Source organism: Streptomyces sp. NPDC058619 (genome assembly GCF_042717785.1).
Lineage (GTDB): Bacteria > Actinomycetota > Actinomycetes > Streptomycetales > Streptomycetaceae > Streptomyces.
Window position 1 is genome coordinate 71,545 of the sequence record NZ_JBHXQN010000021.1, and the last position, 17,002, is coordinate 88,546.

The window sequence follows — 17,002 nt, forward strand, 5'->3', positions numbered from 1 at the left end:
TTCGGTCCGCTCGGCGAGTGAAGCGTTAGAACGCCCCTTACCGTCGAGAGCATGACGCAGCGGGCGAGGATCGAATCCGATGGACCGGAGCCGGGCGGCCCGGCCGCCGGGACCGCCATCGACGCAGGGGCCGAGCTGGATCCCGTACACCCGATGCGGCCGCCCGCCCCGAGATTCAAGCCCGGCGGACTGAGCACCGCCGAAGTCGCCGAACGGGTCGCGAGCGGCGACGTCAACGACGTCCCGGTCCGCTCCTCCCGCTCCACCACCGAGATCGTCCGTGCGAACGTCTGCACCCGCTTCAACGCGATCATCGGCGTCCTGTGGGTGGTCATGCTCTTCGTCGCGCCCATCCAGGACAGCCTCTTCGGCTTCGTGATCATCGCGAACACCGGCATCGGCATCATCCAGGAGCTCCGCGCCAAGAAGACCCTCGACGGCCTCGCCGTCATCGGCGAGGCCAAGCCCGCCGTCCGCCGCGACGGCCGGACCGCCGAGATCTCCACCTCCGAGATCGTCCTCGGCGACGTCATCGAGCTCGGCCCGGGCGACAAGGTCGTCGTCGACGGATCGGTCGGCGAGGCCGACGGGCTGGAGATCGACGAGTCCCTGCTCACCGGGGAGGCCGACCCGGTCCTGAAGAAGCCCGGGGACCCCGTCATGTCGGGGTCCTTCGTCGTCGCCGGCGGCGGCGCGTTCACCGCCACGAAGGTCGGCCGCGAGGCCTACGCCGCCCAGCTGGCCGAAGAGGCCTCCCGCTTCACGCTCGTCCACTCCGAGCTGCGCTCCGGCATCTCCACCATCCTCAAGTACGTCACCTGGATGATGATCCCGACCTCGATCGGCCTCATCATCAGCCAGCTGATCGTCAAGGACAACAACCTCAAGGACTCCATCGCCCGGACCGTCGGCGGCATCGTCCCGATGATCCCCGAGGGGCTCGTGCTCCTCACCTCCGTCGCCTTCGCGATCGGTGTCATCCGGCTCGGCCGCAAGCAGTGCCTGGTGCAGGAGCTGCCCGCCATCGAGGGCCTCGCCCGCGTGGACGTCGTCTGCCTCGACAAGACCGGCACCCTCACCGAGGGCGGCATGGACGTCACCGAGCTCCGCCCGGTCGGCGGCGCGGACCCGGCGTACGTCAAGAAGGTCCTCGGTGCCCTCGGCGAGTCCGACCCCCGGCCCAACACCAGCCTCCAGGCCATCATCGACGCCTACCCCGACAGCGCCGAGTGGCGCTGCACCGAGTCCCTGCCGTTCTCCTCCGCCCGCAAGTACAGCGGCGCCAGCTTCAGCGAGGGCGACGGCGAGAACAACACCTGGCTGCTGGGCGCCCCCGACGTGCTCCTCCCGGCGGGCGACCCGGCCCTCGACGAGATCAACGACCTCAACGAGCAGGGCCTGCGGGTCCTCCTCCTCGCCCGCTCCGGCCGCGAGCTCGACGACGCGGCCGTCGCCACCGGCGTGCGGCCCACCGCCCTGATCGTCCTGGAGCAGCGGCTGCGGCCCGACGCCGCCGACACGCTGCGCTACTTCGAGGACCAGGGCGTCAAGGCGAAGGTGATCTCCGGCGACAACGCCGTCTCGGTCGGCGCGGTCGCCGGCAAGCTGGGGCTGCCGGGCGCGGAGAACACCGTCGACGCCCGCGGGCTCCCCACCGAGCGGGACGCGATGGCGAAGGCCCTCGACGAGAACGCCGTCTTCGGCCGCGTCACCCCGCAGCAGAAGCGGGACATGGTCGCCGCCCTCCAGTCCCGGGGCCACACGGTCGCCATGACGGGCGACGGCGTCAACGACGTGCTCGCGCTCAAGGACGCCGACATCGGCGTCTCGATGGGATCGGGCTCGGAGGCCACCCGCGCGGTCGCGCAGATCGTGCTGCTGAACAACAGCTTCTCGACCCTCCCCGCGGTGGTCGCCGAGGGGAGGCGGGTCATCGGCAACATCACCCGCGTGGCGACGCTCTTCCTCACGAAGACGGTCTACTCGGTGCTGCTGGCGGTCCTCGTGGTCTGCTCGCAGGTCGAGTACCCCTTCCTGCCGCGCCACCTGACCCTGCTGTCCACCCTCACGATCGGCATCCCGGCCTTCTTCCTGGCCCTGGCGCCGAACAAGGAGCGGGCCAGGCCGCACTTCGTGAAACGGGTGATGCGCTACGCGATCCCGGGCGGCGCCATCGCGGGGACGGCCACGTTCGTGACGTACCTGGTCGCCCGCTCCTACTACACCGGCCCGGACGCCCTCAAGGCCGAGACCAGCGCGGCGACGCTGGCCCTGTTCCTGACGTCGATGTGGGTCCTGACGATCATCGCCCGCCCGTACACGTGGTGGCGGGTCGGCCTGGTCGGCGCGATGGGCCTGGCGTTCCTGACCGTCCTCGTCGTGCCGTGGCTCCAGGAGTTCTTCCAGCTCAAGCTGGAGGGCGCCACGATGCCGTGGATCGCGGTCGCGATCGCGGCCGCCGCGGCGACCCTGATCGAGTTCACCTTCCGCTGGGTCGACCGCAGGTTCCCCGCCTGACGACCCCCGCACCCGCCCCTCCGGGGGTTCAGTGAGGGCGGCGCCCCGGACGCCTCGTGCCGCGCGGCCTCGTGCCGCGCGGCCTCGTGCCGCGCGGCCTCGTGCCGCGCGGCCTCGTGCCGCGCGGCTTCAGTCGAACCAGCGGTCGCGGGCCAGTTCCGCAGTGCGGGACTCGTCCTCCAGCAGGGCCGCCACCTCGAAGCGGCGGGGCCACTGGCCCGCCGCCCAGGCCAGGCCCGCCGCCACGCCCTCCAGCGTGGCCGCGTGCACGGTGCCGTCGGGGGTGCGGCGCCAGTCCAGTCCGGTGCCGCCCGCGATCAGCTCCTCGTGCTCCAGGTAGCCCGCGGGGGTGGCCGGGCCGAGCAGGACCCGTACCGACTCCGGTACGTCGTGCTCCTCGCCGGGCGTGCTCACCTCCGCCGGGACCGTCTCCGACAGCCGGCGCACCTGGAGCAGCTCCGCGAGGTCCGCCGCGCGGGCCGGGGCGACCGGCAGCAGCGGCAGGCCCGCCGTCAGGGGCAGCAGGTCAGGGGCGTCGGCGATGACGGCGTCGGCCGCGTCCACCACCCGGACCTCGCCGTCCACCACCGCGCGCAGCTCGTCCGGCAGGGTGACCTGCTCGGGGTCCAGGTCCGCCAGCGCCCCGTACAGGCCGTGCAGCTGCCGGTCGGTCACCTCGCGGTCCGGGTCGGCCAGCCGGGCCAGGAGCTCGGCCGCGCCGCCGGGCTCCTCCAGCAGGGCGGGCACGGTCGTGCGTACGCCGAGGGCCCGCAGCACCTGCTCGTCCTCGAAGCCGGTGGCGTCCGCCGGGGTGTAGAGCCCCGAGAGCAGCGGGTCGCCGCCCGCCGAGCGCAGGCCCGCGGGACGGCGGCCGTCGAGCACCGGGTGGTCACGCAGCCACCAGGCGGTGTACGGGCGCACCGACTGCGTGGTGCCGTCCGGGAGCAGGATCCGTACGGGCTGGGTCAGCGCGTCGCGCAGCGGCGGCCGCGCGAGCATCGCGAGGGCCTGCGGCCAGCAGTCGTCGTCGACGAGGTCCAGGTCGCGCACGGCGACCAGTTCGGTCGCCACCGGCGGCACCGGGGTGTCCGGCAGCTGGTCCAGTACGTCCTCGCACCACACGTCGACGGCGTCCAGCAGGCCGGCGTCGTCGGGCTCGGCGAAGTCGCCGTCGCGGGGCTCCAGTTCGTCGGGGTCCAGGACCACGTCGGTGGCGCGCACCAGCTGGAAGTGGGCCAGCACCCCGCAGGCGGTGAGCGGGCCCGCACCCCACCGGTCCACCAGGTCCGCGTCCACGTACGGGACCTCGTCCTCGCGGATCACCGAGGCCAGCGGCGAGCCCGGCAGCAGCAGTTCGCCCGCCGGGGTCGGCTCCCCGTCCTCGTCGGGCAGGGCGAGGGCGCCGAGCCAGGGCTCGTCGCCCGCGGCCAGGCCGGCGTCGCGGACCAGGCCCAGGACCACCTCGGCCAGCTCGTCGGCGTCCAGGGTGTCGGCGTCCTCGTCCCAGATGTCCCCGGCGTCCAGGGAGGCGGCGACGGCCGCCCGCACCTGCGGGGTCGTCAGGACCGCGCGCGGGGTGGCCGGGAGGGCGCCGAGCTTCTCCAGCAGCGGGTGCGCCGCGTCCGGGTGGGCCACCTTCAGGCCGAGGCGGGCCAGGCTGTCGGGGGTGTCCGCGCCGGGCAGCAGGATGTGCCGGGGGCCGATCGCGGTGCGTCCGTCGGCCAGCGGGACGGGCAGTCCGGACAGCCGGTCGGGGTCCACCCCGGCGAGGCTGTCGTAGAGCCGGTGCCACCAGTCGGGGGTGCGCTCGATCCCGGCGATCCGCTCGATGGCGTCGCCCAGCGGGAGCCGGCCCACGCCCAGGGTGCGCAGCTCGGCGCGCCGCTCCAGGCCCGCCGGGAGCAGGGTAGGCAGGACTTCGGCGAGGACCCGGACGGTGTCGGCGCCCGCGCCCTCCACCACCTCCGCCTCGAAGGGGCGCAGGGCGGCCCGCGCGTCGGCCCCGTCCTCCGCGTCCTCGTCGGGCCCGGGCGGTACGGCGGGGGCGAGGAAGGCCGTACGGGGAAGGCGGCGCAGGACGGCGGCGCGCAGGGCGCCGTCGAGCTCGCCCTTGCCGAGCGGGCCGGGGACGAGGTCGACGAGGGCGGTGGTCACCGGCTCCCAGGTGCCGAGCAGTTCGGCGTAGGCGTCGGCCGCGCGCTCCACGAGGAAGTCGGTCAGCGGTCCGGGCGCGGGGTGCCGGCGGGTGGTGTCCAGGGGCAGGGTCGCGATGAGCAGCGCGGGGATTCCCAGCGGCTCGTCGGTGGGGGTCGGGGCGTGCACGACGGGGGCGGTCGCGGGGCGCACGGGGGCGCCGTCGGCGTCGACGGGCACGGACCAGGACACCGCCCAGGTGGGCCGCAGCCGCTCCTCCACCGGGCGGTCGGCCAGCAGGGCGCGGTCGAGCGGGCCGCCGTGGCGGACGGTGCGCCAGCGGCTGGTGCCCGCCGCGGAGTCCTCGATGACGGCGTACGGGCCCTCGTCGCGGCGGTACAGGGTGCGGGCGCCGCCGGACGGGGTGTCGACGACGACCTCGCGCAGCCCGGGCAGGGTCAGCAGCAGTGCGTCGTCGACGGAGGCGAGCAGCCGCTCCACGAGGTCTTCGGCGGCGGCGTCGCGCAGCGGGAGCACCACGACGGTGTCGTAGCCCTCGGGCGCGGTCCCCTCGGCGGGCAGCGGCAGGCGCAGCAGCGGGACGTGGCCGTCGCGGCGGCGCAGCTCGTCGCCGAGTCCGGGGCTGCCGACGGCGGCGCCGCGGGCCAGCTCGCGGGCCTCGGCCAGCGACCAGCGGACCCCGCCGTGGCGGCCGAGGACCGCGGGCTCGTCGGAGACCGCGAGGACGGCCGCGAAGCCGACGCCGAACCGGCCCACGGTGTCGCCCGAGCCGGTGGACTCCCGCTTGGCGGAGGCGCGCAGGGTGCTCAGCGACTCCACGCCGGTGGCGTCCAGCGGGGCGCCGGTGTTGGCGACGGCCAGGACGCCGTGCCCGCCCTCGCCGGCGTGCAGGGTGAGCCGCAGCCGGCCGGGCACCCCGGCGCGGGCCGCGGCGTCGGCGGCGTTCTGCGCCAGCTCGACGACGAGCCGGTCGCGGTAGCCGCCGAGCGCCAGGTCCTCCTCGGCGTTGGCGTCCTCCCGGAAGCGGGCGGGGCCCGCGCCCCAGGCGTCGAGCACCCCGCGCCGGAGCCGGGCCGTGCCGAAGGGGTCCACACCGTTCCGGGCCGCCGTCACTCGCACGTTCACGCCGCTGCCTCCAAGCCGTACTGCATTCGGGAATGCCGAGCCCTGAAGGTATCGCGTACCGGGGTCAGCCCTTGCCCGTGAGGTGCGCGAACACCACCACGTTGGCGTCCCAGTGGCGGTCCGCGGTGAGGTCGCCGCCGCAGGTGATGAGGCGCAGTTCGGCCTTCCCGTGGGTGTCCCCGTAGACCTTGCCGGTGGGGAAGGCGTCCTTCTTGAAGGTGTCGACCGCGTCGACGGCGAACACGGCGGTGGTGCCGTCGGTGCGGTGGACCTCGATCCTCTGGTCCTTCTTCAGCTTCTTGAGGTTGTAGAAGACGGCCTCGGGGGTCTGCGGGGTGTCCATGTGGCCGACGACGGCGGCCGCGCCCGCTTCCCCCGGGGTGGGTCCCTCCCTGTACCAGGCGGCGTCCTGCGGCTTGGCGAAGTCCGGTTCCCGCATGACGCCTTGGGCGTCCAGCCCGACGGTGTCGAGCGGTGCGTCCACCGACAGGTCGGGGATCTTGACCCGGTCCGGGACGGACGGCGGGAGCGGGGCCGCGGTGCTCGCGCCGTCCGGGGCGTGCCCGGCGCCGTCGGCGGCTCCGGCGCTGCCCGCGGAGCAGCCGGCGGCGAGGACGGCGGCGAGGGCCGAGGCCCCCGCCAGGGCGGCCGTACGGCGTGCGCGGCCGGGGCGGCGGCCCTGGCGGAGCGTGGTGGGCTCAGGCATTGCCGGTCTCGGGGAGGAGACCGGCGGGGGCCTGGCCGGTGTTCACGGAGCCCTTGGGGGTCTTGTGCAGGCTCGGGTCCAGGGGCTTCACGCCGTGGTGCGGGGCCGGGCCGGCCTTGGCCTCGGTGGAGAACTTCACGACGTCGAACTCCTCGCCGCCCGCGAAGGCGTGCACGCCGTAGTAGCCGGACTTGACGTCCTTGGCGACGACCGCGGTGCCGGTGAAGGTGCCCTTGCCGTCGCTCTTCAGGTTGACCTGGCCGCCGAAGGCGTCGGACTTCACGAAGGCGTTCTTCTCGGAGGTCTTGACGGTGACGACGACCTTGTCGCCGGGGCGGCCGAAGTCGGTCGACAGGTTCAGGGCGGAGGGCTGCGGGGTGGGCTTGGGGGCCGGGGCGTCCGCGGTGACGTGCAGCTGGGCGGTGGCCTGGAGCTTGGCGCCGTCGGGGCCCGTGCCGGTCAGGGAGACGCCGTAGTCGCCCTCCTTGACGTCGGCGACCGTGGCGGTGCCGCCGCGGCCGTCGGTCATCTTCACGTCGGCCAGGGCCTTGGAGGAGACGGAGAGGTGCGTCGAACCGTCGGGGACGTCCATCTGGAAGCTGACGGAGGCGCCCGGCTTGGCGCTGGGGGCCGACAGCTTGAGGCCCGCGGCGGCCGCGTGGCCGTGGCCGTCGGTGGTGGGCCGGTCGGCGGTGGGGCTGGAACTGCCCGCGGGAGCCGGGGTGTCGGCCGCGAACGCGGTGGCGGCGCCGCCGAGGGCCATCGACGAGGCGAGGGCGATCGCCGAGAGGGTGAGTGCCTTGCGCATGGGGTTTCCTCCTGAACGGGCCGGGGTTTTTCCCGGCACACCAGACATGAGGGACATCCTGGGCGCTTTGGTTGCGGCCCTCCGGAGGGGCGGGGGAGGGCCCTGCCGAAGGTCCCACGGCGGGAAGTCGCAGGTCGCAGGCCGCCTGTGGTACTGCCGTTTGCGGAGTGTTTGCCCCGATTTTTGGGACGAAAGTCCCGGCGGACCGGACCGGACCGCGGGTTGAGGGCGGGAACGCCGGAGCCCCCGGTGACGTGACGTCCCGGGGGCTCCTGGAGCGATACGGCCGCCGCCGCGGCTACAGCTTCTCGATCACGTAGTCCACGCACGCGGTCAGCGCCTGCACGTCCGCCGGGTCGATCGCCGGGAACATCGCGACGCGGAGCTGGTTGCGCCCGAGCTTGCGGTACGGCTCGGTGTCCACGATGCCGTTGGCGCGCAGCACCTTGGCGACGGCCGCCGCGTCGACGTCGTCCGCGAAGTCGATCGTGCCGATGACGGCGGACCGCTTGTCGGCGTCCACGACGAACGGGCTCGCGTACTTCGACGCCTCGGCCCAGCCGTACAGGTTGCGCGCGCTGGCCGCGGTGCGGCCGGTCGCGAACTCCAGTCCGCCCTGGCCGTTCAGCCACTCCAGCTGCTCGTTCAGCAGGAAGAGGGTGGACAGCGCCGGGGTGTTGTACGTCTGGTTCTTCAGCGAGTTGTCGATCGCCGTCGGCAGTGAGAAGAACTCCGGGATGTGCCGGCCCGAGGCGTGCACGCGGGCCGCGCGCTCCAGGGCCGCCGGGGAGAACGCCGCCAGCCACAGACCGCCGTCCGAGGCGAAGGACTTCTGCGGGGCGAAGTAGTAGACGTCGGTCTCGGTGATGTCCACCGGCAGGCCGCCGGCGCCCGAGGTCGCGTCCACCAGGACGAGGGACCCGGCGTCGGCGCCCGCGACGCGCTTGATCGGCGCCGCGACACCCGTCGAGGTCTCGTTGTGCGTGTACGCGTACACGTCCACGCCCGCCTCGGCCACCGGCTCCGGGTGGGTGCCCGGCTCCGAGGAGATGACGGACGGGGCGTCCAGCCACGGCGCGAGCTTCGCGGCCTTGGCGAACTTCGAGGAGAACTCACCGAAGGTGAGGTGCTGCGACTTCTGCTCGATCAGACCGGCGGTCGCGATGTCCCAGAAGGCGGTGGAGCCGCCGTTGCCCAGGATCACCTCGTACCCCTCGGGGAGGGAGAAGAGGTCCCGGATGCCCTGACGTACCGAGCCGACCAGGTTCTTGACGGGGGCCTGGCGGTGAGAGGTTCCGAGCAGGGAGGTACCGGTGGCGGCGAGGGCGCCCAGCGCCTCGGTCCGCACCTTGGAGGGGCCCGCGCCGAAGCGTCCGTCGGCGGGCTTGATGTCAGCGGGAATCTGGATCTCGGCCACGAGCGGAGCGTATCGGGTACCGGTCCACGCCTCGGAGGCGCGTCCACCCGGTGAGACGCGCCGGGGCGGTGGCAGGCTGGGCGCCGTGACGTCTCCCGGGGAACTCGAACGGACATTGCGGGCGAACCTCCGCGGGGAGGTGGACTTCGGCGCCGCCGCGCGGGCCCTGGCGACCATGGACGCCTCGAACTACCGCCGCGTCCCCCTCGGCGTGGTCGCCCCCTACGACGCCGACGACGTGGCCGCGGCCCTGCGCGTGTGCGCCGCCGCCGGGGTCCCCGTCGTCCCGCGCGGCGGCGGAACCTCCATCGCCGGCCAGGCCACCGGAACGGGCGTCGTGCTCGACCTGACCCGCCACATGAACGCCCTGGTGTCGGTGGACCCGGCCGCCCGCACCGCCGTCGTCCAGCCCGGCCTGGTGCTCGACCGGCTGCGGGACGCGGTCCGCCCGTACGGACTGACCTTCGGGCCGGACCCCTCCACCCGCTCCCGCTGCACCCTCGGCGGCATGATCGGCAACAACGCGTGCGGGGCCCACTCCGTGGCCTGGGGGACCACCGCCGACAACGTCGCGGAGCTCGCGGTGACCGCGTACGGCGGCGCCTCCCACCGCCTCGGCGCCGGCTGGGCCGGCGCCCCCGCCGGCCTGCGCGAACTGGTCGCGGAGAACCTCGCCGTGCTCCGCACCGGGCTGTACGGCCCCCACGGCGACTTCGCGCGGCGGATCTCCGGCTACGGCGGCCTCGACGCCCTCCTCCCCGAGCGGGGCACCCGCCTCGCCCGCGCCTTCTGCGGCAGCGAGGGCACGCTCGGGGTGGTCACGGAGGCGGTGGTGCGCCTGGTCGACCTCCCGGCCGCGCCCGTCCTGGCCGTTCTCGGGTACGCCGACGAGAGCGCGGCCGCCGAGGCCGCCGCGGGCCTGCTCCCGTACCGGCCTCTCACCCTGGAAGGCATGGCGCACGACCTCGTCGGGGCCGCCGCGGCCGACCTCCCGCGGGGCGGCGCCTGGCTGTTCGCGGAGCTGCCGGACGAGGGCGCGGCGCGGGCCCTGCTGCGCGGCGCCGACGCCGTGGACGCGCGGGTGGTGACGGACCCGGCCGGGCAGCGGGCGCTGTGGCGGATCCGCGAGGACGCGGCGGGCACTGCGACGCGGCTGCCCGGGGGCGCCATGGCCTGGCCGGGCTGGGAGGACTGCGCGGTGCCGCCGGCCCGGCTGGGCGCGTACCTGCGGGAGTTCCGCGCCCTGCTGGCCGCGCACGGGCTGCGCGGATCGCCGTACGGGCACTTCGGCGAGGGCTGCGTGCACGTACGGATCGACTTCGACCTGGTGACCCGGGAGGGCGTGGCCCGCTTCCGGACCTTCTCCGAGGAGCTGGCCGACCTGGTCGTGGCCCACGGCGGCTCGCTGTCGGGGGAGCACGGGGACGGCCAGGCGCGGGCGGAGCTCCTGCCGAAGATGTACGGGCCGGACGTCATCGCCCTCTTCGGCGCCTACAAGGACGTGTGGGACCCGGCGGGCGGCATGAACCCGGGGATGCTGGTCCGGCCGGCCCGGCTGGACGAGGACCTCCGCTTCGCGGTGCTGCCGGACACCCCCTTCGCGCGGGAGGTCGCCCGGTGCGTGGGCGTCGCGAAGTGCCGCTCGACGGAGACCGGCGGGGCGGCGGTGATGTGCCCGTCGTACCGGGCCACGGGGGAGGAGCGGCACTCCACGCGCGGCCGGGCCCGGCTGCTGCACGAGATGCTGGCCGGGGAGATCGTGACCGACGGCTGGCGCTCGGCGGAGGTCGCCGCGGCGCTGGACCTGTGCCTCGGCTGCAAGGGGTGCCTGAGCGACTGCCCGGTGGGCGTGGACATGGCCGCGTACAAGGCGCAGTTCCTGCACCGCCACTGGGCGGGCCGGATCCGCCCGCTCGCCCACTACACCCTGGGCGGCCTCCCGGGCTGGCTCCGCCTGATCGCCCGGCTGCGGCTCGCGGCCGTCGTCAACGCGGCCGCCCGCCGCCTCCCCCTCCCGGGCCTCACCCGCACCCGCCCCCTCCCCCCGGTCGCCCCCACCCCCTTCACCCACTGGTGGCACACCCGCCCAACCCCGCCCCCGCCCCGGACCGGCGACCCCGGGTCGGCACACTCGGCTGGGGCTGGCGGAGCCGGGTCCGCACACTCGGCTGGGGATGGCGGCGCCGGGTCGGGAAGTCCAGCCCATGACGGTGGCCCCGGGTCGGGACATTGGGCTCGGGGTGATGGCCCCGGGTCGGGACATTGGGCTCGGGGCGGTGATGCCGGGTCCGGACATTCGGCTCGGGGTGGTGACGCCGGGTCCGCACATTCAGCCTCGCCGGCGTTTGAGGCGCGGGTCCGGGCGGAGCCCGAAGGCCGCCCGCAGGGCACCGGCACCCCGCCCACCGGCCCCGCCACCCGGGCCACCGGCCCCGGCCCCGGCCCCGGCCCCGGCCCCGGAACGCCCGTCACCCTGTGGCCCGACACCTTCACGGAGCACCTCGCCCCCGAGGCCGGCCGCGCGGCCGTCCGCGTGCTGGAGGCGGCCGGGTTCGCCGTCACCGTCCCCCGGGGCCCGGTCTGCTGCGGCCTGACGTACGTCTCCACCGGCCGCCTCGACCGCGCCCGCACGGTCCTGCGCCGCACCCTGGACGCACTCGACGCCTCCGGCGGGACCGACGCCTCCGGCGGGACCGGCGGGACCGGCGCCATCGACCGTCCCGTCCTCGTCCTGGAACCCAGCTGCGCCGCGGCCCTGCGCGGCGATCTCCCCGCCCTCCTCCCCGACGACCCCCGCGCGCACCGCCTCGCCGCGGCGGTCCGCACCTTCGCCGAGACCCTGGAGCAGTACGCCCCGGACTGGCGGCCGCCCCGGATCGACCGGCCGGTGGCCGGCCAGACCCACTGCCACCAGCACGCCGTGCTCGGCGACGCCGCCGACCGCCGGCTGCGCGAGCGGGCCGGTCTCATCGGTGAGCTCAGCGGCGGCTGCTGCGGCCTGGCGGGGAACTTCGGCTTCGAGCCCGGCCACCACGAGGTGTCGGTCGCGTGCGCCGAGGAGCAGCTGCTGCCGTCCCTGCGCGGGGCGCCCGAGGGCGCGCTGGTCCAGGCGGACGGGTTCTCCTGCCGCACCCAGATCGCCCAGCTCGGCGGAGTCCGGGCCCGCCACCTGGCGGAACTCCTGGACGAGGCGCTCTGAGGCCTCCCTCCACGGCACCTCCAGCGCCGTGCGGTAAGGAAAAACCCCTGGGGACACTCCTTACCGAACCCCTTACTCTGGAGAGATGACCGCCCCCTCCGAACCGGCCGCCCCCGCCGCGGCCCCCGCACCCCCCGCATCCGCCCCCGCACCCGCCGCCGCATCTCCCGCCGCGGCCCCGCAGGACTCCGCGGCGGCCCGGTTCGGTCCGGTCGCCCTGGTGGTCGCGGCGGGGGTCTCGGTGCAGTTCGGCGCCGCCCTCGCGGTCATGATCATGCCGAGGGCGGGCGCGGCGGGCGTGGTCACCCTGCGCCTCGCGGCCGCCGCCCTCGTGCTGCTGCTCCTGTGCCGGCCCAAGGTGCGCGGCTACTCCCGCGCCGACTGGGGCACGGTGCTCGCCTTCGGCGTCACCATGGCCGGCATGAACGGCCTCTTCTACCAGGCCGTGGACCGCATCCCGCTCGGTCCGGCCGTCACCCTGGAGGTCCTCGGCCCGCTCGCCCTCTCGGTGATCGTCTCCCGGCGCCTGGTGAACCTGCTGTGGGCGGGCCTCGCCCTCGGCGGCGTGGTCCTGCTGTCCGGCCACGGCGGCGCAGGCTCCGGCTTCGGCTCCCTCGACCCGGCGGGCGCCGCCTTCGCGCTCGGGGCGGGCGTGATGTGGGCGGCGTACATCGTCTTCAGCGCGCGCACCGGCCGCCGCTTCCCGCAGGCCGACGGCCTGGCCCTGGCGATGGCCGTGGCCGCGCTGCTGTCGTTCCCGCTCGGCGTCTTCGAGGCGGGTTCCGCCCTGCTGGTCCCGAGCACCCTCGCACTGGGCCTCGGGGTGGCCGTGCTGTCCTCCGTCCTCCCGTACACCCTGGAACTGCTCGCCCTGCGGCGGCTCCCGGCACCCACCTTCGCGATCCTGATGAGCCTGGAACCGGCGATCGCCGCCACCGCCGGCTTCCTGGTGCTGAACCAGGCCCTGTCCGCCGTGGACGCCCTGGCCATCGCCCTGGTGATCGCGGCCAGCATGGGCGCGGTCCGTTCCCAGACCCGCAAGCGGACCCGCTGATGGACCCCCGCGTCGACGCCTACCTCGCCGCGGTCCCGGCGGCCCGCCGGGCGGCCCTGACCCGGCTGCGCGCGCTGTGCGCGGCCGAGCTGACGGGCTTCGAGGAGCAGATCGCGTACGGGATGCCGGTGTACCTCCGGCCGGGCGCGGAGGCGGAGGAGATCGCCTGGGCGAACCAGAAGCAGTACATCTCCTTCTACCTGCTGCGCACGGACGTCCGCGACGCCCTCGCGGACCGGCTGGCCGGCCACGACATGGGCAAGGCCTGCCTGCGCTTCCGCAACCCCGCCAAGGTCGACTTCGACCTCGTACGGGACCTCCTGCGGGCCACGGCCGAGGCGCCCGGGGGGCCGGTCTGCGCCTGAGGGGCCGGCCTTCGCCCGGGGGACCGGTCTGCTGACACCGGCCGAGCCCGCCGCCCTCACGCGTACCGGGCCGCCATCGCCGCCAGCGTGGACCGGACGCGGTCCCGGAGGGCCGTGGGGAGGAGGACCTCCGCATCCGCGCCCAGCGACAGGAACTGCCCCTCGGCCTGCGCCGCGGACTCGATCGGCAGGGTCGCGCGCGTCCACCCGGGGAGCTCCGGGTCGGGCTCGCCCGTGGCCGCCAGCGCGCGCGCCTGGGCCCCCGTCAGCAGGGCGGCCGCGCGCGCGGAGAGGCGTACGACCGCCTCCTCCGGGTGGAGCCGCGCGTGGAAGTCGGCCTGGGTGCGCTGCCAGTGCGCGGCCAGGTCGAAGCCCTCCGGAGGCTCCGCCTCCTCGGCGGTCTCGGCGACCCGCAGGATCTGGTCCACCCGGTACGTCCGCGGCTCCCGCGTCCCGGCGGGCTCCCGCTCCCCGGCCGGGACGGCCGTTGCGTCCGCGCCCCGCGTCCCGGCGGGCTCCCGCGGTCCGGCGGGCGACGCCACCAGGTACCAGCGGCCCGCCTTGAGGACCAGCCCGTACGGGGCCAGCCGGCGCTCCACCTCCCGCGGGGCCTGCCAGCGCCGGTAGCGGACCTCGATGACCCGGCCCCGCCACACCGCGTCGGCGACCCGGGCCAGGTACGGGGTCTCCCCGTGCTCCGCGTACCACCCGGGCGCGTCCAGGTGGAACCGCAGCCGCATCCGGTCCGCCTGGGCGCGCAGCTCCGGCGGCAGCGCCGCCCGCAGCTTCAGCTGGGCCGCCGACACGGCCCGGCCGAGGCCCAGCTCCGCCGCCGGGCCCGGCATCCCGGTCAGGAACAGCGCCTCCGCCTCGCCCGTGCTGAGGCCGGTCAGCCGGGTGCGGTAGCCGGCGAGCAGCTGGTAGCCGCCGCTGTGGCCGGCGTCCCCGTACAGCGGTCCGCCCGCCGCGCTCAGGGCCTCCGCGTCGCGGTAGACGGTGCGTACGGACACCTCCAGCTCGCGCGCGAGCTCGGCGGCGGTCATCCGGCCGCGGGTCTGGAGCAGCAGCAGGATCGACAGCAGCCGGTCGGCCTTCATCGGGACTCCACTGACACAGGATGTCAGGGGAGCGCTCCTACGGTTCCCCCGTATCGCAACGGATCCAAGGGAGCGCACCGCATGAACGACTTCGACTTCCTCGTCGGCAGCTGGGACGTCGCCAACCGCCGCCGCACCGACTTCCTCGACGCGGACAGCCCGTGGGAGGAGTTCCCGGCGGTGTCGCACATCTCCCGGCACTTCGGCGGCGCGGCGAGCTTCGACGCGATCGACTTCCCGACCAAGGGCTCCGCCGGCCTGACGCTGCGGCTCTTCGACCGCGAGCGGGAGGAGTGGTCGCTGCACTGGGCGAGCGGGCGCACCGGCACCCTCTTCCCGCCCGTCGTCGGCCGGTTCGACGGCGACCGCGGGGTCTTCGAGGGGGAGGACACGCACGACGGGAAGGACGTCCGCGTGCGGTACGTGTGGCCCGGGACTGCGCCCGGGTCCGCTCCGCGCTGGGAGCAGGCCTTCTCGCTCGACGGGGGCGCGACCTGGCTGGACAACTGGACGATGGACTTCACCCGCCGCCCGTAGCGGGGTCCTTGACGCGGCCCGGAGCGGCCCGCCCGCCCCGCCGGCACGGGGGTCCGGAGGGGCGGGCGGGCTCGGGGGCCGGGGGCCTCGACGGCTCAGCGGCCCAGGGTTCAGCGGCTCACGGCTCACGGCTCAGCCGCCCAGGGTTCAGCGGCTCACGGCTCAGCCCAGCGGCAGGTCCACGTACGACGGCGTCGCGTCCGGGGAGGTGAACGACAGGGTCGCGCGCGGCAGGTTGGCGTCGCCGTAGAAGGGGTCGCGGGCGTCGATCACCAGCATCAGCCGGTGGCCGGGCGGGACGTCGTACGCCGTCGCCTGGAGGTCGACGTCCGCGCTGATCAGGCTGTCGGGAGCCGAGTCCAGGTCGGTGTACGGGGCGTGCGTGACGAGGCGGGCCGTGCCGTCGGGCGCCAGGTCGAGCAGGTACGCGACGAAGGTGGAACTCGGGTTCGCCGACCGGTAGGTGACGCGCAGCCTCGGCGTGCCGCGCAGCCGGGTGGTCTCCTCGACCGGGGCCGACGCCCACACCGCGGCGACGGTGCGGTCGATGTCGCCCGTCGGGTAGACCTTCGGGCGGCCGGCGATCTCGGCGTACCCGGAGGTGACGACGGCGTCGGCGACGGTGGCCGGGGTGTCGACCCCGCACAGCACGCCGGCCGTCCAGCCGGCCTCCGGCTCCCCGGCCAGTTCCCCGCCGCCCGCCAGGTGCAGCCGGTGTACCCGCTCGGTGACGGAGTGCCAGGTGGGGCGCGGTTCGAGGGCCTTGGTCCACATCACCTCGCTGAGCACCTGGTCCTCGTCGGCGATGCCGTTGTCGATGCCCCGGAGGTGGTGGTCGAACCAGCGGTGGGCGTCCGTCCAGATCCGGTTGGGCAGGCCGAGCATGCCCGTCATCTCGGGGCCGGAGTGGTCCCCGATGGACAGGGCGAGGCGCTTGGGGCCGGTCAGCTCGTTGAACATCTTCAGCGTCTGGTTGGCCGGGAAGAGGGTCTCGTGCCAGGCGTGCGCGAAGTAGACGGGCACCTGGCGGCGGTTGAGCTCCTTGATGTGGCTGAACGGCGAGCGGGTCTCGGCCCACTGCAGGGTGCCCTGGATGTCGCGGTTGCCGAGGACGTTGTCGAAGACGCTCCGCGTCTGCGGGCTCAGCCGCGCCTTCGCCGCCGCGCCGAGCAGGGCCCGTACGGCCGCTACGTGGCGGGTGGAGTTCTCGTAGAACGCCTCCCCGAGGTCGCCCCAGCTGCTGAGCGCGACCACGGCGTCGACGCGGGTGTCGTGGGCGGCGACGAGCTGGCTGATGCCGGAGCCGTACGAGTCCCCGAGGAAGCCGATCTTCGTCACCGGGCCGGAGGACCGCTCGATGAGGTGGTCCAGGGCCCGGCTGCCGTCGGCGACGTCGAGCGGGCCCGCCACGTCGACCTGGCCCTCGGAGGCGGCGAAGCCGCGGGTGGTGTAGGCGAGGACGTCGTAGCCGCGGGCCGCGAAGAGGGTGGCCTGAACGGCGTACGTGAGCCAGCCCAGGTCGGTCCAGGGCGACGGCATCACGATCACGGGCCGGGGTCCGGACCCGGTGTGGCGCCAGAGCGCGGCGTCGAGCCGGTCCCCGTCGGCGCCGGTCACCTTGCCGCGGGTGAAGACGGCCACGGAGCGGGCCTCGGCGACCTCGGCCGCGCGGGCCGGGGCGAGGCCGGTGAGGTCGCCGCTCTCCAGGGCGGTGACGAAGGCGCCGAGGGCGGTCGCGTCGAGTTCGGGATAGAGGGAGGACGGGTCGGGAGCGTCGGAGGAGGCGGGGCGGGAGGAGGCGGCTGGAGTCACGTCGGTTCATCCTCTTCGTCGAGTTTCGTCGAGTTCGTCGAGTGACATGAACGTGGTGTGCTCGCCCGGGCCCGGAGCGGAACGTCCAGTATCGACGGGACATCCGGTGACGTATCGCGAGTTTCCGGCTTACGGCCTGAATTGCCCCCGCGCCTGCGCCGCACGGCGCGCCCCGGGACCTGCGCGCGCCGTGCGACATGCCAAGTCCGTC

At 75.0% G+C, this 17,002-nt stretch carries 11 protein-coding genes; 5 read left to right on the forward strand and 6 right to left on the reverse strand.

Features of this window, described 5'->3' with window-relative positions:
- Positions 1 to 51 precede the first annotated feature (51 nt).
- Positions 52 to 2,517, forward strand: a complete 2,466-nt coding sequence (locus ACFWTC_RS21500; protein ID WP_384028149.1) for an HAD-IC family P-type ATPase — start codon at positions 52 to 54, stop codon at positions 2,515 to 2,517.
- A 129-nt stretch (positions 2,518 to 2,646) separates the two neighbouring features.
- Here ACFWTC_RS21500 and ACFWTC_RS21505 read toward each other — a convergent pair whose 3' ends face one another.
- From ACFWTC_RS21505 to serC, 4 genes are all read right to left on the reverse strand, one after another.
- Positions 2,647 to 5,790, reverse strand: a complete 3,144-nt coding sequence (locus ACFWTC_RS21505) for a sacsin N-terminal ATP-binding-like domain-containing protein (RefSeq protein ID WP_383917061.1) — start codon at positions 5,788 to 5,790, stop codon at positions 2,647 to 2,649.
- A 70-nt stretch (positions 5,791 to 5,860) separates the two neighbouring features.
- A complete protein-coding gene (locus ACFWTC_RS21510) occupies positions 5,861 to 6,502 on the reverse strand; it encodes a class F sortase (protein ID WP_383916912.1) in 642 nt (213 codons plus the stop codon).
- Positions 6,495 to 7,310, reverse strand: a complete 816-nt coding sequence (locus tag ACFWTC_RS21515) for a hypothetical protein (protein ID WP_383916909.1) — start codon at positions 7,308 to 7,310, stop codon at positions 6,495 to 6,497. The genes ACFWTC_RS21510 and ACFWTC_RS21515 overlap by 8 nt, the downstream gene beginning before the upstream one ends.
- A gap of 298 nt (positions 7,311 to 7,608) precedes the next feature.
- A complete protein-coding gene (serC, locus tag ACFWTC_RS21520) occupies positions 7,609 to 8,727 on the reverse strand; it encodes a phosphoserine transaminase (protein ID WP_383916906.1) in 1,119 nt (372 codons plus the stop codon).
- Positions 8,728 to 8,812: 85 nt separating this feature from the next.
- On the opposite strand from serC, the gene ACFWTC_RS21525 reads away from it, so the two are divergent.
- The 3 genes from ACFWTC_RS21525 to ACFWTC_RS21535 all read left to right on the forward strand — a co-directional run bounded on the left by ACFWTC_RS21525 (position 8,813) and on the right by ACFWTC_RS21535 (position 13,345).
- Positions 8,813 to 11,926, forward strand: coding sequence for an FAD-binding and (Fe-S)-binding domain-containing protein (locus tag ACFWTC_RS21525; RefSeq protein WP_384028150.1), 3,114 nt, complete (start codon positions 8,813 to 8,815; stop codon positions 11,924 to 11,926).
- Positions 11,927 to 12,011: 85 nt separating this feature from the next.
- Positions 12,012 to 12,980 (forward strand): DMT family transporter, encoded by a 969-nt coding sequence (locus ACFWTC_RS21530; RefSeq protein ID WP_383916903.1) that lies wholly within the window; start codon positions 12,012 to 12,014, stop codon positions 12,978 to 12,980.
- Positions 12,980 to 13,345, forward strand: a complete 366-nt coding sequence (locus ACFWTC_RS21535) for a DUF1801 domain-containing protein (protein WP_384074375.1) — start codon at positions 12,980 to 12,982, stop codon at positions 13,343 to 13,345. Before ACFWTC_RS21530 ends, ACFWTC_RS21535 begins: the two co-directional genes overlap by 1 nt.
- A gap of 56 nt (positions 13,346 to 13,401) precedes the next feature.
- Here ACFWTC_RS21535 and ACFWTC_RS21540 read toward each other — a convergent pair whose 3' ends face one another.
- A complete protein-coding gene (locus tag ACFWTC_RS21540; protein ID WP_384028151.1) occupies positions 13,402 to 14,442 on the reverse strand; it encodes a helix-turn-helix transcriptional regulator in 1,041 nt (346 codons plus the stop codon).
- A gap of 81 nt (positions 14,443 to 14,523) precedes the next feature.
- Here ACFWTC_RS21540 and ACFWTC_RS21545 point away from each other — a divergent pair, with 81 nt between their 5' ends.
- Entirely contained in the window at positions 14,524 to 14,979 is a 456-nt protein-coding gene (locus ACFWTC_RS21545) for a hypothetical protein (RefSeq protein WP_384028152.1), read from the forward strand.
- Positions 14,980 to 15,141: 162 nt separating this feature from the next.
- Here the strand turns inward: ACFWTC_RS21545 and ACFWTC_RS21550 are convergent, their stop codons facing one another.
- Positions 15,142 to 16,791, reverse strand: coding sequence for a CocE/NonD family hydrolase (locus ACFWTC_RS21550; protein WP_383916893.1), 1,650 nt, complete (start codon positions 16,789 to 16,791; stop codon positions 15,142 to 15,144).
- Positions 16,792 to 17,002 lie beyond the last annotated feature (211 nt).

What these genes read in the sequence shown, in the direction of transcription:
- ACFWTC_RS21500 (WP_384028149.1), top strand. Translation starts at nt 52, where the DNA reads ATGACGCAGCGGGCGAGGATCGAATCCGATGGACCGGAGCCGGGCGGC.
- ACFWTC_RS21510 (WP_383916912.1), bottom strand. Translation starts at nt 6,502, where the DNA reads ATGCCTGAGCCCACCACGCTCCGCCAGGGCCGCCGCCCCGGCCGCGCA.
- ACFWTC_RS21515 (WP_383916909.1), bottom strand. Translation starts at nt 7,310, where the DNA reads ATGCGCAAGGCACTCACCCTCTCGGCGATCGCCCTCGCCTCGTCGATG.
- ACFWTC_RS21530 (WP_383916903.1), top strand. Translation starts at nt 12,012, where the DNA reads ATGACCGCCCCCTCCGAACCGGCCGCCCCCGCCGCGGCCCCCGCACCC.
- ACFWTC_RS21535 (WP_384074375.1), top strand. Translation starts at nt 12,980, where the DNA reads ATGGACCCCCGCGTCGACGCCTACCTCGCCGCGGTCCCGGCGGCCCGC.
- ACFWTC_RS21540 (WP_384028151.1), bottom strand. Translation starts at nt 14,442, where the DNA reads ATGAAGGCCGACCGGCTGCTGTCGATCCTGCTGCTGCTCCAGACCCGC.
- ACFWTC_RS21545 (WP_384028152.1), top strand. Translation starts at nt 14,524, where the DNA reads ATGAACGACTTCGACTTCCTCGTCGGCAGCTGGGACGTCGCCAACCGC.